This is a genomic window from Pseudoalteromonas sp. MEBiC 03607, assembly GCF_004792295.1.
GTDB classification, from domain to species: Bacteria; Pseudomonadota; Gammaproteobacteria; order Enterobacterales; family Alteromonadaceae; genus Pseudoalteromonas; species Pseudoalteromonas lipolytica_C.
The window spans coordinates 2,342,189-2,363,589 of the sequence record NZ_SRRY01000001.1 but is presented as its reverse complement, the minus strand read 5'-3'; the positions used below and the strand labels follow the sequence as shown (position 1 = coordinate 2,363,589).

Below are 21,401 nucleotides of genomic sequence, written 5' to 3'. Positions count from 1 at the left end.
GCTTGTTTTTAGTGGCTTTTATCACTTAAAGCGATACCTTCGCGGCGCGGATCGGCTGCGCCATAAAGTTTACCGTCTTTTACTTCAACAGCATGTAAACCAGAGTTTAAATCTAGGATACGAACTGTGTGCCCGCGGTTAACAAAATCAGCTTCCAAGTTCGCAAGTTCAGTGCCCTTTTCAAGGCTTGTATAATTGTTGCGATTAGTAATACGCGGTAAATTAATGGCAGTTTGCGCATCTAAGTTCCAATCAAGCACACCTACTACTACTTGAGCAACGTAATCAATGATACGACTACCACCCGGTGAACCGACCACTAAACGTAAACTGCCGTCTTTGTTAAACACCATCACTGGCGACATTGAACTACGCGGACGTTTACCTGCTTCAACGCGATTAGCTAAAGGTTTGCCATCTTTTGTTGGTGATAAAGCAAAGTCTGTAAGCTGATTGTTTAAAATATACCCGTTCACCATTACTGTTGAACCAAACGCCATTTCAATAGAGCTGGTCATCGAAACCGCATTACCTTGGCTATCGACAATCGATACATGGGTTGTTGAAGGTAGCTCGTAAGCATCATCTTGTGCATAAGCAAGTGAGTTTGGCGGAGTACCTGCTTCTGCGTGAGCATCTTTTTCAGAGATAAGCTTTGCACGACCTGCAAGGTAGTCTTTATCAAGTAATCCTTGTGTCGGGATTGGCATAAAATCAGGGTCGCCCATATACACGTTACGATCAGCAAAAGCTAAACGTGATGCTTGGGTAAAGTAATGCAACGCTTGTACTGAATTTGGTTTTAGTTTAGCCATATCTTTATGTTCGAGTAAGGCTAAAATCTGTAATACAGCAACACCACCACTACTTGGCGGAGCCATTGAACAAACCTCGTATTGGCGATAATCAACACATACTGGAGCACGCTCTTTGCTTTTATAATTCGCTAAGTCTTCAACAGATAAAGTCCCCGGTGCTACCGCTGAGTTTTGCACTGCATGCACAAGTTCTTTGGCGTTTTCACCTTTATAGAAAGCATCAATGCCTTGTTTCGCAATATCTTTATAAAGCGCGGCAAGTTCAGGGTTCTTTTTCACAGTACCAACAGCTAGTGCTTTGCCATCTGGAAAGAAGTAATCATGAATAACAGGCAGCTTGGTAACCCCAGGGTTTAATTCTTTAACCAGTAATTGATGTAAACGCGGCGATACTACAAAGCCTTGCTCAGCTAACTCAATAGCAGGGCCAAACAAAGTTTGCCAATCTAACTTACCATAACGCTTATGGGCAGTGGCAAAGGCATCTAAAATACCCGGTACACCAACTGAGCGACCACCTACTACAGCTTCAATCCATTTCACTGCTTTACCGTGTTTATCTAAAAACAACGTTTCGTCAGCATGGCTTGGTGCTGTTTCGCGGCCATCAAAGCTGGTTAGGTTTTTTGTTTTGTTGTCGAAGTACATCATAAATGTACCCCCACCGATCCCCGACGATTGTGGCTCTACCAGTGTCAGTACTAATTGGGTTGCAATGGCAGCGTCAACCGCTGAGCCACCTAGCTCAAGCATTTTTTGACCCGCTTTTACTGCATAAGGGTTTGCTGCAGCGACCATGTATTTATCGCCTTCAACAACCTGTTTATGGGCAAAGCCGGTTGCGGCTTCAGGTTCGCGGGTTTCAACTTTTGCAGGAGTCGCGAAAATAGCGGTTGAATAAATTAATGAGGTGGATAGAGCTAATAGCGCTTTGGTTTTGAATAACATAAATAAACTTAATCCCGTAGTGTATTTGGCATCTTAAAATTAAACGTGCACAATAGGCGACAATCTCAGATACAACAAAAATAACATGATAAACCTGCCCCTGAAACTAGAATATATTCTGCCTCCTTTGTGTTTAGTACTACTAAGTTCTTTGTTTGCACTTTTCAACTTAAATGAATATCTTGAATTTAACCGTGAGTTAGTTGCAAATGGTGAGTTTTGGCGTATTTTCACCAGTCAATTCGTACACGCCAATTGGCCTCATTTAGGCTTAAATTGTGCCGGAATTTTATTAATTTGGGCTCTACACGCTGAGCATACAAGCCCTGCTCGCTATGCGTTTAATATTGCCATTCTTGCATTATGGTGTGGGTTAGGTGTGTGGCTATTTTGCCCAGATATCCATATTTACACCGGATTAAGTGCCCTACTGCATGGTGTGATTATTTGGGGAGCAGTAAAAGATGTACAAGCAGGCATGTTTTCAGGCTGGTTATTGTTTGCTGGTACGTGGGCTAAAGTGATTTGGGAGCAAATTGCCGGCCCGAGTGAATCGGTGAGTCAGCTAATCGCCTCTAATGTTGCCATTGACGCCCACCTTAGCGGCGCGATTGGTGGCACTCTACTCGCTTTGCCTGTCTTTATAAAAATAATAAAAAATCGCGAGTAACCTTACTCGCGATTTAAGGGCCGATCATTGTTTAAACAGTTAACCCTGCGTACTGTTCATACCCATGGACTTTTAATACCAGTGCCTTCAGTACCAACTCCCAAGCACTAAACATCATTATCGTGAAAGCTTCAACTCTGTTTTTCATACTTGGGCTATTATAAACTCCCACGCTAACGTAAACGCATCAAGACTTCGACCTACCAATTTTTCGTAGAATTGTTCTTCAAGTAGCATTTTCTCAGCTTTTGATGACTAGCTCATAATAGCCTGAAACGCTTCATTTGAAAGTGCACTAACTCCTTCACACCTATATTTGTTGCGGGAACCAGCGTGAAAAACATACTTATCTAAAAGCTTTTCATTAATACATTTATTAATCGAGTTTTTGCTATATATTGTTTGTCCAACCATCATATCAGCAGTGAAAATAATGTCGCTTACTTCAAACTATCTTAAAGTTTCTGCTAATTTTATCTGGTTATTATTTTGCTATTTAATATGTTTCATAAAAAATTGGTTATGATTTATCTTCTATATCAGATATTACAAAGCCCCGGCTAACGAGGCTTTGGATTCAAAATCAACTCAATCGTTCCCAAACTAAATCAGCTACCTTAGCTTCTTTCTCTAGGTCAAATTGAGACTCATGTAGAAAATACTTTATGAATGAACGTATAGTATTTTTTTGATTCAAAGATAACTTTACAAATAAAGACTCATACTCTGAGCCACCTTGTATATTGAGGCTCAAGACAGAAAAGATGGAATCTGATAAAACATCAATCTCATCAAAATTAGATAAACAAAGAGTCATGAATGAAGGTAAATAATAAACGAAATAAGCTGGAGCTAGTCGGTAGACTATTGCTGTCAAATCTACTTGACAACATTTGATCACATCTATTCCAAAGTCTTCCCAAGATTTACCACTCAAAATTCTTATAACCTCTTTGTCTTCCCAATCTAAATTAGGCCTATCTATTAAGGGGCAATTGGGTTGCTTTGTACTGCCAAATGCATATGACAAACTATCTAATAGCGCTAATTTATTCATTGAACTAACTTCTCATTTATTTTTGTAATGATTGACATTTACCATACTTTTCCAAGCATCAATAGCTTGGCTTCTTTGATTTGCACCTCCTCCCATGAAACACTTTTTATTTATTGTGTCTCTCGCTATTGCACACCTCTGGTTGGCGACCTCCCGAAGGAATAAATCGCCTCTAGACATGGATTGGGAACATCTTCTTGGTCGTTTGCATTCTTGGTTTACGTTTTGCTGTAGTTTTTGCTGTTCAGATGGGGAGCATTGACCGGGAGGTTCAATGTTATTTGCCGCAGGGCTTATTTTCAGACCCGCATTATCAACTTCACAACTTTCTCCTCATTTCCAAACCTTTGCTATGCTCGCGTTTGCCAAGATTATTAGTTATGGATCATTTTCACCGCATTCTAGAAGACGACTATCAATCCACTTATTTTATCAAATCCAATAAGCCTTACTTGAAGCTGAACCTTTAATGTTAACAATTGCTCTAATATAGTCACTTTTAAAGCATTGATACTATGTACCTCTCTTTAAATGTCTGGGGTTTACAATATTAGTGCGAATTGATTCTATGGCAATTTTCTTTTCTGGAGTAGAAGTCATTCAAAAAGCTGCATCTTTAACGCCTGAATTGAAAAAACAGCACTTCACTCTTACAAATGTCTTCACCTAGTATGATCATGGAGTAGTACTTTTTCCAAAAATTAATAACAGGAGATGCACCAAACTATTCTTCACATAAATCAAGTGATTTATTCATATATGACCGTGCTAAATCAACTTGTACTTTTGAAATTTTTTTGAAGTTTGAAAAGCCATAATCTTGAAATAAAAAAGCCAAAACAGAAAATTGATATAATTATATAATTATAAAATTCTAAACTTTCTTGGCTCTCCACTGCTTGGAAATAGTAATCAAATGCCTTACCAGAGCCACTCTTTAGCCTGAAGCTCTTGGCAACTTATAAATACTTAATGTTACTCATTAATGCCCCATTGAATCCAGCTTTATCGATAACACTTTCTAAATGAAAGCCTCTGTAGCTGAGGCTTTGAATTCAAATATCATTTAAAATTATTTTTCCACACATCTATTCTCTCTATACTTTTAGCATTAAAAGAGCGATATGCAGGGTGAGATTTGATATCACGAAGTAATATTCCAAAATCACTTGAATCATCACCAACCATATCAACGAATAATGTTGCTCTAGACATATCAAGATCTTCTCTAACGAGAACAGCTAAAAAATAATCAAGCCTTTCGACAGTAGATTTATTTTTAACATGCCTCTTATACTCAACCAGCATTTCGGTCTCCCAATAAGCGCCCGTGAAGTTGCTGCGATACATTGCAATATATGTGACTTTGATACTTTGATGAACTCCCTTAGCATAAGGCGCGACAAGATTATTCAAATGCCAATAGGCTATGGTTCCAACTAATAAGATAATTGAAAGTGCTAATAACACTATTTTTTTCATAATACTCATACTATTTAACCGTTAGGGTTCCGTATTGCGTGATATTCCCTGTTGGGTTCCAAAAATGAGGCCCTTTTATAAACTGAGTTTGCTGCGTTTTTGTGCCATTCAATAGTTTATCTAATTTCGACCACTGATCTTTCGAAGTGACAGTTGCACATCCATAGCTAGTAGAACCATAATGTAACCTAGCACCGCTTCTGTCATTACCGTTGTCATCGAAATAATCATCAATTCTGCTATCATTTTTGAGTAGGCCATACCAGTCAGGGTATTCAGGTCTAAAATTTGGATTATCCGTAATTAAATACGTCCCCTTAGGCGCTGCTAAATAAGGGCTGGTATTTGGCTGTTCTATTGTTCCATCACCTAATACTTGACCACCCGTAAACGCTTGCATACTTAAAGATTGGCCTGTATCTCTGTCTACAGCGGTTAATGTATTTGTACCAGTATCTAGTACAATATAACTAGTAAGCCAAGTCTATCAGTATATGAAACTGGGTTTTGAAGCACATACCCATACGTATTAATCCCACCCGCTAAACCAATCGGATCTGACTGAATGTAGCGTCCCAATTCAGGATCGTAATCCCTAAAGTAGTTGTAGTATAAACCAGTTTCAGAATCGGCATATTGGCCTGGAAAGCGTAATCCCATTGCGCCTGTTAGCTCATTTGTAGTCTCAATTAATTTACCAAAAGGTGTGTAGTAACCACTCCAAACAGCTTCTGCAGCGCTATTTGTTATTGCAATGGGTGCATCTAAATGATTTGTATGTATAAAATAAATTTCATTTGCTATGACAAATGCGATACGTTGACTATTTAAGTAAATATACTCTACCAGAGTTTCACCATTGCCATCCAATTCAGCAACCAGCATACCTGACGAATCATATTGATAGTAACGTTCATGGCGATTATTTATTTCATCCACAACAGTATAATTGCTATGAACAAAACTTAATTCAGCGTCATACCAGAAACTAAGCCAACTACCGTGGATACTGTCTAACACCCACAAAGAGCCCTCTGGCGCTGTACCTCTTTTTTCAGAGTATTTGCTGTCACTTGCTCTTACATTAACATTACCGGTTAATGTATTTGCAATTTCAAAACATTGCCCTGTAGATACCTCTAAGTACCCCCTTCCATACACCCAACGCTGCCTATTTTGATTTGATGTAAAACAAAATCCCGTCTAGCGCGACTTTGGATTCAAAAATTTAGGCTTTGCTAATAATGTCTAAATTTCTTAACGAATATAAAAAACTGTCCTTTTGTTTTTTCGTCAATTGATATAGAGCAGCTTACTTCGTGAGGAAAGTCACTTTCTACATCATACATACCAATTAAGAGTGAAGTTGCGGTTTTCCTATTAAAATCAGTGATTTTACTAAAGCCAGACTCTAACTCTATAGTTTTGTCTGCACAATTCATTATTGCTGACACATTGTGGTTTTTATTTTGAACAGTTTCACCGATAACATATACTCCGTATTTCCCTCTATATCGATGTTCTAAGTGTATGTTGTCACTTCTACTTTTGCCTGTATCAACCCAAATTCCTCCTACTTGCTGATAATAATCATCGGGAACATAAGTCAAATTTAAAAGCGTATAAATAAATCCACCTGAGAATGTTTTTAAATGCCACTTAGCATAAATATTTAATGGTGGCATAAGAACTAGAACAAAAATCAATATTAATAAAACCCACTTGAATCTCATCGTTCATGCCTATTTAGGTCTGCTAATACGTTATAATATTGGTTAATAACCTCATCAACATAGTCCTGACAGTTGTTAGTTATCACATTATAGTTTTTCATATCAAATGAGATTTTTGCTCGTTCCTCTGCTTTCTCATTAATGCATCATCGTATTCTTTATCCTTGCATGAATATCCACTCGTATCAGGATCTGCATAAGAAAAGCCACTATTTGTACCATCCTTATACAAAATTTGTTCGTGGAAAACACCTAAATTCATATTAGATGCACCATTAGTTCTAAACTTTCCTAGTCCATTTAATGGTCGCGTACATATTTTCGCTAAACAAATTGGGGCAGACTAAATATAGCGTCCTAATTCAGGAGCGTAATCCCTAAATTAGTTGTACACTAAATTGGTTTAGATCTGTCAAGTTAGAACTTAGATAGTTATAGACTAGCTTCATCCTATTTCAATTTGTATATTTCTAGCAAAAGCCTCGGTTTGTGAGGCTTTAAATTAATAGCTAATTCCAATATTTATTAATAATCTTAGGTAAAATTATAAACCACTGAAAATATCCACCGATAAAGCAACAGATACTAATAACAAACACTTCTAAACCAAAGCTGCTTTGATAATCTATAGTTAGTAAAGCTGTAACTAGATACAATAAAAACGGACCTAATGGAAAACTTAAAAGTCCCAGTAAAACTAGTATGAACACACCTAACTCGTGAGTTTGGCTGACATATTGAACAGATTCTAAAACAGAAAGAATGACTCAAGTAAAACAGGTTATCCATACTAGTTTCAATATCTGGATTTTTTTTAGATTCATACTATTTCACCTGACATAATCTTAAACATTTATTAGCTAAACTATCACTGTACTCGTGACAATCGGTACCATTTGGACATATCGATTTAAACTCAGCGTTAATGCAACTTTCGACATAAGTATCATCTTTTCTAATTTCATCACATTGTTTTGAGTCATAATGTCAGTGTCAGCTTTAGTTGTTGCGTGACCTAAACTACCTTTACCAAAAGGATAAGTGTTATCAAGAGCACTTGTAGGCGTATTACTTGAACAAAGCTTATTTTTACTTAAACCAACACGGATTTACTAAAGGTAAAGTTTTATTGGTATATCTCTAAACTTATTCCATTCAAAGGGCGTGTGCACATTTATGTTGTCATATTAATGATCACTGTACCTCATTTCTAAAAGTATTTGTGATATTCGATGAACTACAAAGAGCAGCATAATTTAGTAAGTGGTAGATTACGGGATTTAATTAGCGATAAACATTAAGATATTTTTTATGGTAAAAACAAGTTAAATACTTATATCTAATGGTAAATATCAATTGCTATTCAAACAAAAAAGCAACCCTGAATATCAAGGCTGCTTATTAGTCAGTGCTAAATTGTTCTGAAAGTTAAAGCGTTTCTTTAAACAACTTATAAATACGACGGTATTCATCTAACCAGCTTGATGGTTGTACAAAACCATGCGGCTCAACTGGGAAGATCGCTGTTTCAAAGTTTTCTTTTTCAAGTTCAATTAAGCGCTGTACTAAGCGAACTGAATCTTGGAAGAATACATTATCATCAACCATAGGCGCATTAATTAATAAATGGCTCTTAAGACCTTCAGCAAAGTAAATTGGTGAGCTCTTTTCATAGGCAATTGGGTCAACATCTGGATGATTTAAGATATTCGACGTATAAGGACCATTGTAGTGAGCCCAATCAGTTACCGGACGAAGTGCAGCACCTGCTTTGAATAAATCAGGTTGTGTGAATAACGCCATAAACGTCATGAAACCACCGTAAGAGCCACCATAGGTGCCTAGAGCTTGTGTATCAACGTTTGCGTTATCTGCCATCCAGCTTACGCCGTCTGCTAAATCTTGGATCTCAGGTGTACCCATTTGACGGTAAATAGCTGTACGCCAATCACGGCCGTAACCTTTCGATGCACGGTAGTCCATGTCCATTACTACGTAGCCTTCTGAAGCAAGTAGTGAGTGGAACATAAACTCACGGAAGTAACCAGACCAACCCATGTGTGAGTTTTGTAGGTAACCAGCACCGTGGTTAAAGATAACCGCTTTACGGTTTTTACCTGTTTCGCCTTCTTTATAATCAGCTGGGTAATATACTTTTGCGTAAATTGGCTGATCAGTGTGGCTTGAAGGCACAGCAACAATCTTAGGTGCGATTAGTTTCTTCGCTAAAAACTCATCAGATACCGTGTGCGTTAACTGCGTTGCTTGGGTATTTGCTTTTGCATCAGCAACGTAAAGCTCAGGCGGTGACATAATTTTTGAATGAGTTAGCAGTAGTTTGCTTTCATCTGGGCTTAACTGGTAATCAGTCATACCATCAAGGTTGGTTACTTGCTCAGATTCACCGTTTGCAGGGTTTACACGATAGATTTCGTAAAGACCTGGATGCTCAACGTTAGCTTTGTAGTAAATCGCTGAGTTATCAGCTGTTAACGTTAAGTTTGAAACAACAAATTGGCCTTTAGTTAGCTGTGTCGCCTTACCGTTAAGTGGCTTTTTGTAAATGTGGCTGTAACCAGACTCTTCAGATAAGTAGTAAAGCGTATCTGAATTGTTTAACCAACCAAAATCGTTGTATGCATAGTTAACCCATGCATCGTCATGCAGACGGTGCTGTGAAACAAGTTTGTTGTTTTGTGTATCAACAGTGGCTAACCAACGATCTTTGTTGTCCCATGCTTCAAGCATAAGTGCCACTTGTGAACCATCTGTGTTCCATTGGATTGCACTTTGGTCCCAACCCCAATCCATCATTAGATTGATGGCGCGTGGTGCTTTTTCAGACTTGTAGGTTTTGCCTTCACGGGCGTAGTTTTCTTTTTTAACAGCTGCAAGTACGTCTTCATCAAAGCCAGGTAAGGTATCGAATGCAAGGGTTGTTTGCTCGCCTGATTTAAGGTCGATGTAGATAACATCTGAGCTGATTGGTTTTTCATCAGCAACACGACGACGTACTTTCTCAGCCTTTACACGTGCATCATCGGCAATGTAATTAGGCATGATATCGCCTTCGTCACGCCATGAACGGTTCTCAGTGGTTACTGCAACGAGTGCTTGGCCATTTGGTGAAAGCTGAACATCTGCTAAACGTTTGCCTTTACCTAAGTAAAACTGCGCGTTAGCAATGCTGTCGTTTTGTTCGTTGATTTGTGCTTTACGCTCTTCACGATCTTTTTTGTTTTTGTGAGTCAGCGCAATGTAATCAATTAGTTTGTGCTGTTCTTTTGCAATGTAAGTGTCAGGCTCTTGTACACCTTTAGGTGCATCGTCTAGGTGTAAGTTTACTAATTCAACTTGACGACCCGTTGCTAAATCAACTTTATAAAATGCATTACCTTGACGAAAAGCAAGGCTACCATCAGTTAAAAACTGTGGTTTTGATTGCTGTGCGCTATCGTGAGTAATTTGAGTAATTTGGCCAGTGCTTAAGTTTTTAACGAAGATATTACCTTCAAATGAATAAGCCTGTTGCTTTTTATCTGCTGAATAAACAGCATTTTTAGCGCCTACAGTGTGTAGTTTATTTAACGCTAATTGTGATGCAGATTGGCTGTTAATTGCTTGAACGTATAAATCACGTAACTCATTGCCCTGTTGCTTTTGTGCATAAACGATGCTGTTAGAATCACCGTTCCAGAAAGCACGCTCAGGCTGACGGCCTAACCAATCAGGGTGAGCCATTGCTTGCTCTAACGTGATTTCAGCGGAACCTGTGTCAGCGGGAGTAACAACAACGGGTGCTACATTGGTAACTTGTTCTTCAGAAGGCGTTGAGGCGGTTGATTGACAACCAGCTAGCATAAAGCTAGATGCGACTGCGAGAGCCACTAACGTTTTATTAGCAGTGGTTTTGAAATTCATAGTGCTTCTTTAGGGTAATTATAATTCGCCTTATTTAAGCAGAAGCACTGATGAAATAGCAATTTTTATAGGATAAACAGCCAAACTTTTCCGTTTAATAACAGCTTATTTCAATGTGATATCAAGCCATACCATACGATGATCAGAAGAGGCATTGCGATCCTCAATTAATCTGAATAACTCAGAGTTTTCTGTTGGCCAAAATACTCCGCCGTCATTTATTTCAATACCATAATTAGATGGCAGTACGTAATCGGCTCTGGCTTGCCAATAAGCGGTATAGTTTTTAGCATAATCTTCTTTATACAATTCTTTAGCGCCTTTGCTTGTTGGCGTAAAAGAGGTATTCACTAATGGGTTTTTTAAAATCTGGTCTGTAGTATTTGGACGTGCCTTGCCCCCTTCTGGCGCAGCATTTAAATCACCAACAATTACAAAGCGGCTGTTCGCTTTTAAGCCTCCTTTTTGGCCTTTATCATCGTAAATGTAGTTAGCATTATTGATGTAATCAGCAATTAAGCGCACTTCATCGTGGTTACGCTTACCGTTGCGGTCTTCTGGGCCATCGAATACCGGCGGCGTAGGGTGCGACGCAAGTAAATGAACTGTTTTGCCTTTTATATCAATCGGTAAGTCCCAAAATGATTTAGAGCTTAGGTGAATCGCTTGCCATTCTTCAGTAGAATACCAATCATTACCTGTTTTGGGGTCGATAGGCATTTGTGCATTTGGCATATCTTTGTATTTGAATGTTTGTAATGTTCGCGCTTTATCTAAATCAATTGGGTAGCGAGAAAGTACAGCCATTGCATAATGCCCTTCAAAGAAGCCAAAGCCGTGTGCGTCACCTTTGTAATGCCCCTTTACACCATCGTTATCTAAGTCAAATTCGGTAGGTAAACCGGTGTTGACTGGTGCGATAAAGTAGTATGGGTAATCGATGGCAACCTGCTTATTTTGCGATACCTGCAGGTAGTTTTTACGAAATACGTTAATGCCTTTATCAGCATCAATATAGTCAAACTCATTGAGTAAAATAACATCAGGTCTTACTCGCTGAATTATTTCGGCAATGTTGCGAATTTGCTGGTGGTTGCTCGCTAATGCTTTGCTTAAAGCATCTTTATCAATAGCTTCGCCTTTTTTAGCATAGTTGGTTGCATCCATACTCACGTTAAAGGTAGCAACACGTAAATCTGCAGCCACTGCATTGTTAGCAAATACACCTACAGCCAGGGCTAAAGAGGAAGTTAATAAAGCGTTTTTCATGAAATAAATCCGTCTACTATAAGTAGTAAAATAATACTGCTGACAATGATCCATAAGATCATCGCCATGATAAAAGGTTTAATGCCTGCTTGTTTTAAGACTGAAATAGATAAGCCACTACCAATCAAAAATAAGGTCATTACCAAAATTTGTTTAGCACCAACATTGAGTGCATGCCAAAGTGTTTGATACTCAGGAAAGCTTGAATTAATCAGTGCAGCTGCTAAAAAACCAAATATAAACAATGGGATACTGGCTTTTTCATCTGATTTCCAAAAAACACCCGCGATGCTTGTATAAGGTATGATCCACATTGCTCTGGTTAGTTTAATGGTTGTTGCAATAGCAAGTGCTGATGCGCCATAAGCAGCGGAAGCCCCCACTACACTACTGGTATCGTGAATCGCAAGTGCCGCCCAAACACCAAATTGCTGTTCAGTTAGGCCAAAATAATGGCCAATCATCGGGAACAACACTAAGCCAAGGGCGTTTAATAAAAATACCACAGCGAGTGATATCGCCACTTCGTGATCTTTGGCTTTAATCACCGGGGCCATAGCTGCAATTGCGCTGCCACCACAAATTGCTGTACCAAATGAGATAAGTACACCGGTGTTTTTATTTAACTTAAATAACTGAGATAAAATTTCGCCAAGACCAATAATCGCGGTAATACTGACAATTGTAAGCACAATAGAGCTGCGCCCTACTTCTATTACTTGATTAAAATCAACAGCAAAGCCTAAGCCAATAACCGCTAACTTTAGCATCCATTTACTAAATTTTTGTGACTGAGCTGCAAATGGATTGCCTAAAGTCATAGCAAATAGTGCACCGACTATAAGTGCCGTAGCAGAACCAACAAATGGCAAAGCAGATGCTAAAAAAAGCGTAATAAAAAGTAATTGTTTTGGGCGTTCAGCTATCACAACGGCACTCTGATTAGTTTGTTGGTTAATTTATGTACCAGAGGTGCGACAACAATAACGGTAGGAAATGCCACACAAAAAGCAAAAGCCCACGCTTTAAGCCAAATGGTTGTAATGTTATCGATTAAACCAACGTTAAAAATGCTGATCACTAAAGACATAAATCCAGACATAAACAGCGCCATAAAAAAGGCAAACACGACTGTTCTAAATCGAGGATGTAACATAACAAGCTAATATTAATATAAAAATATTAGTCTATAGGAAGAAAAACCTGACGCAAGTGCTTTGAGACAAGAGGTACAAAATTAGCGAAGTTTGCGCGTAAGGCCAAAAATTAAAAAGCCGAGATAAACTCGGCTTTTAAGAATTTAAACTGATTAGTTTAAAATAAGTTGGGTGCTGGTAGCAGCTACACCTGGGTAATCATGCTCTGGCAATATTTCAGCAAGTGCTGCTAATCGCTCACCTAATTGGTGAAGATTATTAGCAGATACGTTGATATGTCCCATTTTACGGCCTGGTTTAGCCGTTTTACCATACCAGTGGCTTGTAACATCTTGAGTAGCAAGTACTGAGTGTGGAATTGAAGGCTGTCCTAACACGTTGATCATAGCAGTAGGTCGAAGCAATTCTGTACTGCCTAATGGTAAACCTGCAACAGCGCGCATGTGGTTTTCGAACTGAGAGCAATGCGTGCCCTGCTGTGTCCAGTGACCAGAGTTATGAACTCGCGGCGCAATTTCGTTTACTAATAACGTACCTTGAACATCAAAAAACTCAATTGCTAATACACCCACATAATCAAGTTCTTTTGCTAGCTTGTTAAATGCAAGCTCAGCTTGTTCTTGAATTGCAGCTTTTTCTTTACCTGCAACTGAAAGTGTAAGCACACCGTTAGTGTGTTGGTTTTCAGTTAATGGGTAAATTACTGTGTTACCTGCTTTGTCGCGTGCACCGATGATAGATACTTCGCGGTCAAATGGGATCATCTTCTCAGCAATAATAGAATGCGGTGCACTGTCGGTACCAGATGCAATGAAATCTGCCATTTCTGACCAAATTTGGTCAATTTGATCATCTGATTTTAAGCGCCACTGGCCTTTACCGTCGTAACCCGCTTGGCAAGTTTTGATCACAAGTGGCTTACCTAAACGCTCTACCGCAGCAATAAGGTGTGCTTTTTCGGTAATTAGCTGATAAGGCGCGCACTCAACATTTGTTTTATCAAGTAATGCTTTTTCAAGTGCACGATCGCCACCTGTTTTAATCGCCGCTTTACCCGGGTAAAACTTGTTGCTTTGACAGCACAGTGTTAGTACATAATCAGGAATGTGTTCAAACTCTGCTGTAATTGCGTCTGCGCTATTAATAGCTTGTTGTAATGTACTGTTATGAACTTCACCGGTTAATGGGTGAATGATTTTTTCACTACCCACATCGTAGGCAACAACATTTAAATCAAGGGGTGCGCCCGCTAAGCTCATCATTCGAGCTAACTGACCCGCACCTAAAATTAGAATATTCATATTACTCTGCAGGATTAGGGTTAGCTAAGATAGTGTCTGTTTGTTCTTTACGGAATGCTTCAACTTTTGCGAAAATTTCTGGCTGTTGGCAACCTAAAATTTGTGCAGCTAAAAGACCTGCATTTGCTGCGCCCGCTTCACCAATAGCAAGAGTACCTACCGCAACACCTTTAGGCATTTGGCAAATAGATAATAACGAATCTACACCATTAAGAGTTTTAGATTTAACGGGTACACCTAAAACTGGTAGTGATGTAAAGGCCGCTGCCATACCTGGTAAGTGCGCAGCACCACCGGCACCTGCGATAATAATTTTAATGCCGCGATCTGCAGCTGAGCTTGCATAGTCAGCAAGTAATTGAGGGGTACGGTGAGCAGAAACAACTTTAGTTTCGTATTCAATGCCGAATTTTTCTAGCATTAACGCCGCATGTTCCATCGTTGGCCAGTCTGATTTGGAACCCATAATAATGCCAACAGTCATAAATACACCTCAGTAAATTGTTTTCTAAAAAGCGGACTTTTGTCCTTATTTTGTGGCGGGTATTATATACCCAAACCACATCAAGATGCGAGTTTCAGTTGGAATTAAAAGCGATTTAGGCAAGGCATTGATTGCAAATAATAGTGGCTCTATTGTTAAAATCAAAAACGCAGTATTAATCGCTTTAAACCATCTCAAGATGCGACTCTAGAAGCACAAAAAAGCCATGACATGCATGGCTTTTAATCACTCATCAGCTAATTAAGCTTCTTTACTTGCTAGGTACTCAGTGTATGTACCTTTAAAGTCGATAACTTTGCCGTCTTTGATTTCCCAAATGCGGTTAGCAAGTGATGATACGAATTGTCTATCGTGTGATACGAATAATAAAGTTCCTTCGTATGCTTCAAGTGCTAAGTTAAGCGCTTCGATAGATTCCATATCCATGTGGTTGGTTGGCTCATCCATTAATAAGATGTTTGGTTTATGCATCATAATTTTACCAAACAACATACGGCCTTGCTCACCACCTGAAATCACTTTTACTGACTTTTTAATGTCGTTTTGTGAAAACAGCATACGACCTAAGAAACTACGAACAACTTGCTCGTCGTCGCCTTCTTGTTGCCATTGTTCCATCCACTGGAATAAATTCATGTCTTGTTCGAACTCATCAGCATGATCTTGCGCGTAATAACCAATATTAGCATTATCAGACCATTTAAATTCACCTTGTTTTGGTGCTAAGCGACCTGCAAGGGTATTTAATAATGTTGTTTTACCAACACCGTTCTCACCGATAATCGCAATACGCTCACCTACTTCAACTAAACCTTCAAGGCCACTGAAAAGCATGTCATCAAAACCTTGCGCTAAGTTAGTTAGCTCTAAGGCATTACGGAATAACTGCTTTTCTTGTTCAAAACGAATAAATGGGCTTTGACGAGAAGACGCTTTAACTTCTTCAAGCTGAATTTTATCGATTTGTTTAGCACGTGATGTTGCTTGTTTTGCTTTTGAAGCATTTGCAGAGAAGCGAGATACGAACTGCTGTAGTTCTGCAATTTGGCTTTTCTTCTTCGCATTTTCGCTCAGTAAACGCTCGCGGGCTTGTGTTGCAGCAAACATATATTCATCGTAATTACCTGGGTAAATACGAAGCTCGCCATAATCGATGTCAGCCATGTGCGTACATACTGAGTTTAAAAAGTGACGGTCGTGCGAAATGATGATCATGGTGCAGTCGCGTTGGTTTAACACGTCTTCTAACCACTTGATGGTGTAAATATCCAAGTTATTGGTAGGCTCATCAAGTAGCATGATATCTGGATCAGAAAACAGCACTTGTGCAAGTAACACACGCAGTTTAAAACCCGGTGCGATTTCAGACATAGGACCGTAGTGTTGCTCTGTACCGATGCCTACACCAATCAGTAGCTCACCGGCTTTAGCTTCTGCTGAGTAACCATCCATCTCTGCAAACTCAGTTTCAAGATCAGCTACTCGCATACCGTCTTCTTCGCTCATTTCTGGTAAGCTATAAATACGATCACGTTCTTTTTTTACTTCCCACAGCTCTTTATGACCCATGATAACTGTATCGATCACAGAAAACTCTTCATAAGCAAACTGATCTTGATTAAGTTTAGCAATACGCTCGTTTGGATCTGTACTGACATTACCTGAAGATGGCTCAAGTTCACCACTTAGGATTTTCATGAAGGTTGATTTACCACAGCCATTCGCACCGATTAAACCATAACGGTTTCCATCGCCAAATTTTGCTGAAATATTTTCGAATAAAGGTTTAGCACCAAATTGCATGGTGATATTAGCTGTACTAATGATAGCGGTACCCTCCAGCGGGTAAAAAGTAAAAACAAATCTGCGTGCAATTTTAAACTAAAGCCGCTTTGCACGCCATGATAGTTTAAATAAATCAACTCAGTTGTTTTACAAAATGACATACAGCACCTATGCTGAACCGCACATAAAATGAGCACGCTCACAAACGAATGTGAGCGCGCTCAACTTTCAAATAATCATTATAAAACAAGGAGTTTGTTAGCATGAGAAATAATAACACAGAACAGCGAATTTTAGATGCTGCTTGGTCATTATTCGAAAAAGAAGGGTTTTCTGACACCTCTACTAGACAAATTTCGGCGGCCAGTAATATTGCTGTGGGTACTTTATTTAATTATTTTCCAGATAAAGTTGCTATCTTAGAGGGCTGCTTAGAAAACAGATTTGCAGAAGTGTTGGAGCATGCTAAAGAAACAGACATCCACCGCCCTGCCCGTTTAAAAATAAGCCACTATGCACAGTATTTTTATCAATTCTATTGTACACACCATCATTTTTACAAACCTCTTTTCAGCGATCGTTTGTTTAGTGAGTCGTTTCAGAAGCAGCACATAAGATTGATGGAATCATTAATCTTTGCCGATCAACCGCATTTTAATAAAGTTAAAGCGGCCATTCTACTAGACTGCTATTTTATGACCTTATTGCACGGTTTATGCTCAGACAAACCCAATACAAAAGATATGCTAAAAACATTAAGTCAAAAGGTGTCCATTTTTTAGATACACTAACTTATTGATAATTCAGTATAGTGAACTCAAAATGAATAAATATTCCTCAAAACCTATATCTTTGTTGATTTTTTTCACTTTTTACCCTATTTTAGCTCTGATAATCTCCTACTTTTGCAAAATAACACTTATTAGGGACGATGTATAAACAAGGATTTCTATGAAAAGAACTTACATAGCAACATTAATCGCAAGTATGAGCATAGTCACAATTAACAGTCATGCTATTGAGATATACAAAGATGATAAAAACAGTGTCACTGTTGGTGGCTTTATTGATGCCAGAGTGATCAGCACTCAAGGTGAGACTGAAATTGTAAATGGTGTATCCCGTATAAATTTGGATTTTAAACGCCAGCTAAAAAATGAATGGCAAGCCTTGGCATTCCTAGAGTGGGGAGTAAACCCTGTAGGTAATAGTGACATTGTTTACAATAATCGCTTTGAAACTGTGCAAGACGAGTTTTTATACAACCGTTTAGGTTATGTTGGTGTAATACACGAAAAATATGGACGAATTACTGTAGGTAAGCAATGGGGTGCTTGGTATGACGTGGTTTATAACACAAACTACAGCCTAGTATGGGATGGCAATGCTGCCGGGGTCTACACCTACAATAAAGACGATGGAGCAGTAAATGGTACTGGTCGAGGCGATAAAGTACTGCAGTATCGTAACAACTGGGGAAATTTCCATATAGCATTGCAAACGCAATTAAAATCAGATGACTTTTATACCTGCGATATCGCCGATATTTCGCGTGCATCATGTCAGGCATTATGGGATCAAGGTAATAATGCTGCTCAGAAAGTTGAGTTTAATTCAACTTATGGTGCTTCCCTCTCCTATTATGCAACTGATGAACTTAAATTTACCGCAGGTGTAAACCGAGGCCAATTTGAGATTCTGTATGCTGGCGGGCGAAAACAATCAGTAACAGATCTAATTTATGGTGTGGGTATGACCTATGGTGATTTTAATAAACCTGGTTGGTATGCATCAGCGAATATAAATAAAAATGAAAACCATGATACTGATAATTTAGGTCGGTTAATTAAAGAAGCTGTCGGTTCTGAATCGTTAGTCAGTTACCGTTTCGATAACGATATCCGCACTTTCTTAGCCTACAACATATTTGATGCTGGTGACGATTACGTGATTCAACCAAACTTTAATGCTGATCCTAATGATGTGTTTAAACGACAATTTGCTGTTTTAGGTTTGCACTACTTTTTGGGCGATGACACTATTTTATACATCGAAGCACGTAAAGATTTTAGTGACTTTTCAAGTAATGATGCTGAGCAAGAAGCACAGATGTCACAAACCGAAGATGATGGTATAGCTATCGGTTTTAATTACACTTTGTAGTTAGGATAAACACTAAGCCCACTATTGTGGGCTTTTTTCTAATCTAATTGCACACTTTCAAGATTGTTCGCAATATCAATCAACGTCTGCTATTACTTAACAATCATAAAACTAAAATACGTCAATATTTGAGGTTGTTGTGTCTAACAAGGTAAAGCTAATTCTACTTTCATCAATATCTAGCGTTTCGTTCATGCTCTTTCACTGGCTAACAAATATCAGAGAATCGGATACGGTATTTGGTGTTAGTTCCGATTTATCGGGTGGTTTAGTAATGGGCTTTGCTATTGGTGTGATGCTAGTTACATTAAGCACACTTAAGTTAAACAAGTATTGAGTGTTTTTAGGAAACAAACGTTTAAACCCTTTTGACTCTTTACTTCCAAATAATGTGATTTTTCTAATTATTTCATGAGCTCCTTATTGGATCCTACACACTTACCCTGCCTATTAAAAAGCTCAAATTCCAAGCTATGCTGAGATTGAAATAAAGCCCAAAATTGTATGATGTGTTCTTTTTACTGTTAATGACTATCATAATGAATAATCACGTTCTACTTTAGCAATACGCGTTGTAAAGGCGCTGTACCATTTGTCTTTACCAAGTTGCTGGGCATTTAAGTGCTCTACGTTTTGTTTCCAGGCTTTAATTGATTCTAAGCTTTGCCAATACGACACAGTAATACCTAATCCATCACGAGCAGACTCCATGCCTAAATACCCAGGTTGTTGTTCTGCGAGCTCCACCATTCTATTCGCCACCTCTTTATAACCAGCGGTATCGTCAGATAAGATATTCGTAAAGATTACGGCGTAATAAGGCGGTTTTGGTGTATTCGCTATCATGGCTATTACTTCCCTCTACTAGGTTCAAAGCCGTCATAGCATGGGATTTCTGTGTTAAACGTATCCCAGTTTGCTTTAGAGCTCACGAAATTGTGACTAATTGGACGTTCGTTTATATCACTATCTAATAAACCTAGGCGAATACGTAAGCGGCTTGGGTCATCTTTATTTTCGCTATAAACTGGGGAGCCACAGCTACTACAAAAATAGCGAATTCTACCGGGTTTAAATTCAAACGCACTTAGATGCTGCTTGCCTTCTGTTAGGTTAAAACCATCTCGTTGAATAAAGCCGTTGGTTGCGTAAGCTGTGCCAGAGTTTTTACGACACAACGAGCAATGACAATGAATAATTGAGTCTATACCACCAACAATCGTTACTTTTACTTTGCCGCACAAACAACTTCCTTTATACATAGTCCCTCACAAGGTTAAAGCTTAATAGCCGCGATGCTTCCAAAAATCAGTGGCAGTGCCTTCGGCTTCCTTTAATAAGTTAAAGGATTTATCGGCAATTATATGGCCATTTAACTCAATAGTCATGCGCCAAATACCTACTTTATTATCAACAGGTGCCCATATAGTATCACCTAAGTAAAACTGCCAATCGTTTGTTTTAACGTACTGTTCACCCTCAAACGGCGGCATAATATCGCCATCCTCATCGGGGATATCTGGGTGGTAAACGCAAAATTTAATTTTTTGTCCTTTGGCCTTTTTAATGTTAACAATAAAGCCAAATTCAATATCTAACTGTGCAGGAACGTCTGTTGTAAATTCGGTGATTTGAGGTAGGTCTTTCTCCTTTGCATCCCAATGACTGTAAATGCCGTAACTTTCAATACTGGTAATTGGTTTGGCTTTTGCCATAGTTGCAAGCGCTCCTTTTTAAAAATGAGGCGCTATTTTATAGTAGCAACCTTAGCAGAACAAGATTGTACTATTATAGTAATTAGGTAACGTATTTTATCCAGTGAGCATCATGCTGTTGAAAGCCGCATTTTGTTAAAAGCTTAATACATGAACTATTATTTGGGTTAACTAAAGCTACAATAGTGTTTAGCGGGGCCGGCACAAAGGTTGTTAATTTTTCAAATAACATGGCTAATACCTTTTGCATTATCCCCTTGCCAAAGTATTGCGACGACAATTCAAATCCTAAAATACCCTGCCCGTTAATTATGTTAAATATGCCAATACTACCAATAACTTGGCCAGTACTTCGCAAAACAATAACCAACCGAATACCTTGTTGATTATAAAAACTCTCAATGTCGCCTTGAATAAAGTCGTAAACGTCACCTTTGGTTATGTCAGCGCTGTAATCATTAAAAGATTGAACATGAGGATCTTTTAAAATATCCCAAATTGCTTGGCAATCTTTGTGTCGAATTGGGCGTAAGTCAAAGGCTAAGTCATTGTGGCTTGACACGGTAATTACTTCTTTTTCTTTATGAGCTGACATTATTGTCTTACTATAAGGGCAAATACAAGCAATTAGGTTAAGTTCGATGAGTAAAGAGTTTAAAGTAATTCAACCTACCACTACAGTGTATTGTAAAGAGCGCGGCGAAGGCTGGACTTTAACAGGGATCACCAGCATTGATGAGCATACTTCTGTGATGTTCGATGGCGTAAGGTATACCTTACCAGCCCGTGAAATTGTTGAGGTATTATTACCGCAACAGCTCGAGCGAGAGAAAAACCAACAATAAAAAAAGCCAGCATCAAGCTGGCTTTTTCGTGT

At 38.7% G+C, this 21,401-nt stretch carries 22 protein-coding genes; 5 read left to right on the top strand and 17 right to left on the bottom strand.

Annotated features, from left to right (window positions below; all coding sequences use genetic code 11):
* Positions 1–8: 8 nt before the first annotated feature.
* Entirely contained in the window at positions 9–1,766 is a 1,758-nt protein-coding gene (gene ggt / locus E5N72_RS10885) for a gamma-glutamyltransferase (RefSeq protein ID WP_135924508.1), read from the bottom strand.
* Positions 1,767–1,851: 85 nt separating this feature from the next.
* Between ggt and rrtA the strand changes: the two genes are divergently transcribed.
* Positions 1,852–2,436 carry a rhombosortase gene (rrtA, locus tag E5N72_RS10880; RefSeq protein ID WP_135924506.1) on the top strand — a complete coding sequence of 195 codons (585 nt, stop codon included), beginning with the start codon at positions 1,852–1,854 and terminating at the stop codon, positions 2,434–2,436.
* 583 nt (positions 2,437–3,019) lie between these two features.
* Here rrtA and E5N72_RS10875 read toward each other — a convergent pair.
* From E5N72_RS10875 to E5N72_RS10815, 12 genes are all read right to left on the bottom strand, one after another.
* On the bottom strand, positions 3,020–3,493 hold the full coding sequence (locus E5N72_RS10875; protein WP_135924504.1) for a DUF6714 family protein: 474 nt from the start codon (positions 3,491–3,493) through the stop codon (positions 3,020–3,022).
* 1,062 nt (positions 3,494–4,555) lie between these two features.
* On the bottom strand, positions 4,556–4,975 hold the full coding sequence (locus E5N72_RS10865; protein WP_135924502.1) for a hypothetical protein: 420 nt from the start codon (positions 4,973–4,975) through the stop codon (positions 4,556–4,558).
* A gap of 10 nt (positions 4,976–4,985) precedes the next feature.
* Positions 4,986–5,375, bottom strand: a complete 390-nt coding sequence (locus E5N72_RS10860) for a tlde1 domain-containing protein (protein ID WP_135924499.1) — start codon at positions 5,373–5,375, stop codon at positions 4,986–4,988.
* Positions 5,376–5,431: 56 nt separating this feature from the next.
* Positions 5,432–6,136: an RHS repeat-associated core domain-containing protein gene (locus E5N72_RS20810; RefSeq protein ID WP_135924497.1), complete on the bottom strand. Its 705-nt coding sequence runs from the start codon at positions 6,134–6,136 to the stop codon at positions 5,432–5,434.
* A 77-nt stretch (positions 6,137–6,213) separates the two neighbouring features.
* Positions 6,214–6,708 (bottom strand): hypothetical protein, encoded by a 495-nt coding sequence (locus tag E5N72_RS10850; RefSeq protein WP_135924494.1) that lies wholly within the window; start codon positions 6,706–6,708, stop codon positions 6,214–6,216.
* A 1,428-nt stretch (positions 6,709–8,136) separates the two neighbouring features.
* Positions 8,137–10,629, bottom strand: a complete 2,493-nt coding sequence (locus tag E5N72_RS10845) for a prolyl oligopeptidase family serine peptidase (protein WP_135924491.1) — start codon at positions 10,627–10,629, stop codon at positions 8,137–8,139.
* A gap of 105 nt (positions 10,630–10,734) precedes the next feature.
* Entirely contained in the window at positions 10,735–11,898 is a 1,164-nt protein-coding gene (locus E5N72_RS10840) for an endonuclease/exonuclease/phosphatase family protein (protein ID WP_135924489.1), read from the bottom strand.
* Entirely contained in the window at positions 11,895–12,827 is a 933-nt protein-coding gene (locus E5N72_RS10835; protein ID WP_168246731.1) for a putative sulfate exporter family transporter, read from the bottom strand. Before E5N72_RS10835 ends, E5N72_RS10840 begins: the two co-directional genes overlap by 4 nt.
* Positions 12,824–13,054 (bottom strand): DUF2798 domain-containing protein, encoded by a 231-nt coding sequence (locus tag E5N72_RS10830; protein WP_135924483.1) that lies wholly within the window; start codon positions 13,052–13,054, stop codon positions 12,824–12,826. The genes E5N72_RS10835 and E5N72_RS10830 overlap by 4 nt, the downstream gene beginning before the upstream one ends.
* Before the next feature lie 153 nt (positions 13,055–13,207).
* Entirely contained in the window at positions 13,208–14,356 is a 1,149-nt protein-coding gene (locus E5N72_RS10825; RefSeq protein ID WP_135924480.1) for a 5-(carboxyamino)imidazole ribonucleotide synthase, read from the bottom strand.
* A 1-nt stretch (position 14,357) separates the two neighbouring features.
* Positions 14,358–14,840: a 5-(carboxyamino)imidazole ribonucleotide mutase gene (gene purE, locus E5N72_RS10820; protein WP_054553887.1), complete on the bottom strand. Its 483-nt coding sequence runs from the start codon at positions 14,838–14,840 to the stop codon at positions 14,358–14,360.
* Between the two features lie 261 nt (positions 14,841–15,101).
* Positions 15,102–16,688, bottom strand: a complete 1,587-nt coding sequence (locus tag E5N72_RS10815) for an ABC-F family ATPase (RefSeq protein ID WP_135924478.1) — start codon at positions 16,686–16,688, stop codon at positions 15,102–15,104.
* Between the two features lie 221 nt (positions 16,689–16,909).
* Between E5N72_RS10815 and E5N72_RS10810 the strand changes: the two genes are divergently transcribed.
* The 3 genes from E5N72_RS10810 to E5N72_RS10800 all read left to right on the top strand — a co-directional run bounded on the left by E5N72_RS10810 (position 16,910) and on the right by E5N72_RS10800 (position 19,146).
* Positions 16,910–17,428, top strand: a complete 519-nt coding sequence (locus tag E5N72_RS10810; RefSeq protein WP_135924476.1) for a TetR/AcrR family transcriptional regulator — start codon at positions 16,910–16,912, stop codon at positions 17,426–17,428.
* Between the two features lie 169 nt (positions 17,429–17,597).
* A complete protein-coding gene (locus E5N72_RS10805; RefSeq protein ID WP_135924473.1) occupies positions 17,598–18,809 on the top strand; it encodes a porin in 1,212 nt (403 codons plus the stop codon).
* 139 nt (positions 18,810–18,948) lie between these two features.
* Positions 18,949–19,146, top strand: coding sequence for a hypothetical protein (locus tag E5N72_RS10800; protein ID WP_135924471.1), 198 nt, complete (start codon positions 18,949–18,951; stop codon positions 19,144–19,146).
* A gap of 197 nt (positions 19,147–19,343) precedes the next feature.
* Here E5N72_RS10800 and E5N72_RS10795 read toward each other — a convergent pair whose 3' ends face one another.
* The 4 genes from E5N72_RS10795 to E5N72_RS10780 all read right to left on the bottom strand — a co-directional run bounded on the left by E5N72_RS10795 (position 19,344) and on the right by E5N72_RS10780 (position 21,119).
* A complete protein-coding gene (locus E5N72_RS10795; RefSeq protein WP_205994306.1) occupies positions 19,344–19,655 on the bottom strand; it encodes an antibiotic biosynthesis monooxygenase in 312 nt (103 codons plus the stop codon).
* 5 nt (positions 19,656–19,660) lie between these two features.
* Positions 19,661–20,071, bottom strand: coding sequence for a GFA family protein (locus tag E5N72_RS10790; RefSeq protein WP_135924466.1), 411 nt, complete (start codon positions 20,069–20,071; stop codon positions 19,661–19,663).
* A 21-nt stretch (positions 20,072–20,092) separates the two neighbouring features.
* Positions 20,093–20,524, bottom strand: coding sequence for a DUF3859 domain-containing protein (locus E5N72_RS10785; protein WP_135924463.1), 432 nt, complete (start codon positions 20,522–20,524; stop codon positions 20,093–20,095).
* 82 nt (positions 20,525–20,606) lie between these two features.
* Positions 20,607–21,119, bottom strand: a complete 513-nt coding sequence (locus E5N72_RS10780) for a GNAT family N-acetyltransferase (RefSeq protein ID WP_135924460.1) — start codon at positions 21,117–21,119, stop codon at positions 20,607–20,609.
* A 46-nt stretch (positions 21,120–21,165) separates the two neighbouring features.
* Between E5N72_RS10780 and E5N72_RS10775 the strand changes: the two genes are divergently transcribed.
* A complete protein-coding gene (locus E5N72_RS10775; RefSeq protein ID WP_063705116.1) occupies positions 21,166–21,369 on the top strand; it encodes a hypothetical protein in 204 nt (67 codons plus the stop codon).
* Positions 21,370–21,401: the final 32 nt, after the last annotated feature.

Excerpts from the sequence above, each read along its gene's own strand:
- E5N72_RS10780 (WP_135924460.1), bottom strand. The coding sequence starts at position 21,119 with ATGTCAGCTCATAAAGAAAAAGAAGTAATTACCGTGTCAAGCCACAAT.
- E5N72_RS10845 (WP_135924491.1), bottom strand. The coding sequence starts at position 10,629 with ATGAATTTCAAAACCACTGCTAATAAAACGTTAGTGGCTCTCGCAGTC.
- E5N72_RS10785 (WP_135924463.1), bottom strand. The coding sequence starts at position 20,524 with ATGGCAAAAGCCAAACCAATTACCAGTATTGAAAGTTACGGCATTTAC.
- E5N72_RS10830 (WP_135924483.1), bottom strand. The coding sequence starts at position 13,054 with ATGTTACATCCTCGATTTAGAACAGTCGTGTTTGCCTTTTTTATGGCG.
- E5N72_RS10795 (WP_205994306.1), bottom strand. The coding sequence starts at position 19,655 with ATGATAGCGAATACACCAAAACCGCCTTATTACGCCGTAATCTTTACG.
- rrtA (WP_135924506.1), top strand. The coding sequence starts at position 1,852 with ATGATAAACCTGCCCCTGAAACTAGAATATATTCTGCCTCCTTTGTGT.
- E5N72_RS10865 (WP_135924502.1), bottom strand. The coding sequence starts at position 4,975 with ATGAAAAAAATAGTGTTATTAGCACTTTCAATTATCTTATTAGTTGGA.
- E5N72_RS10805 (WP_135924473.1), top strand. The coding sequence starts at position 17,598 with ATGAAAAGAACTTACATAGCAACATTAATCGCAAGTATGAGCATAGTC.
- purE (WP_054553887.1), bottom strand. The coding sequence starts at position 14,840 with ATGACTGTTGGCATTATTATGGGTTCCAAATCAGACTGGCCAACGATG.
- E5N72_RS10840 (WP_135924489.1), bottom strand. The coding sequence starts at position 11,898 with ATGAAAAACGCTTTATTAACTTCCTCTTTAGCCCTGGCTGTAGGTGTA.
- E5N72_RS10875 (WP_135924504.1), bottom strand. The coding sequence starts at position 3,493 with ATGAATAAATTAGCGCTATTAGATAGTTTGTCATATGCATTTGGCAGT.
- E5N72_RS10850 (WP_135924494.1), bottom strand. The coding sequence starts at position 6,708 with ATGAGATTCAAGTGGGTTTTATTAATATTGATTTTTGTTCTAGTTCTT.
- E5N72_RS10860 (WP_135924499.1), bottom strand. The coding sequence starts at position 5,375 with ATGCAAGCGTTTACGGGTGGTCAAGTATTAGGTGATGGAACAATAGAA.
- ggt (WP_135924508.1), bottom strand. The coding sequence starts at position 1,766 with ATGTTATTCAAAACCAAAGCGCTATTAGCTCTATCCACCTCATTAATT.
- E5N72_RS10775 (WP_063705116.1), top strand. The coding sequence starts at position 21,166 with ATGAGTAAAGAGTTTAAAGTAATTCAACCTACCACTACAGTGTATTGT.
- E5N72_RS10810 (WP_135924476.1), top strand. The coding sequence starts at position 16,910 with ATGAGAAATAATAACACAGAACAGCGAATTTTAGATGCTGCTTGGTCA.
- E5N72_RS10825 (WP_135924480.1), bottom strand. The coding sequence starts at position 14,356 with ATGAATATTCTAATTTTAGGTGCGGGTCAGTTAGCTCGAATGATGAGC.
- E5N72_RS10790 (WP_135924466.1), bottom strand. The coding sequence starts at position 20,071 with ATGTATAAAGGAAGTTGTTTGTGCGGCAAAGTAAAAGTAACGATTGTT.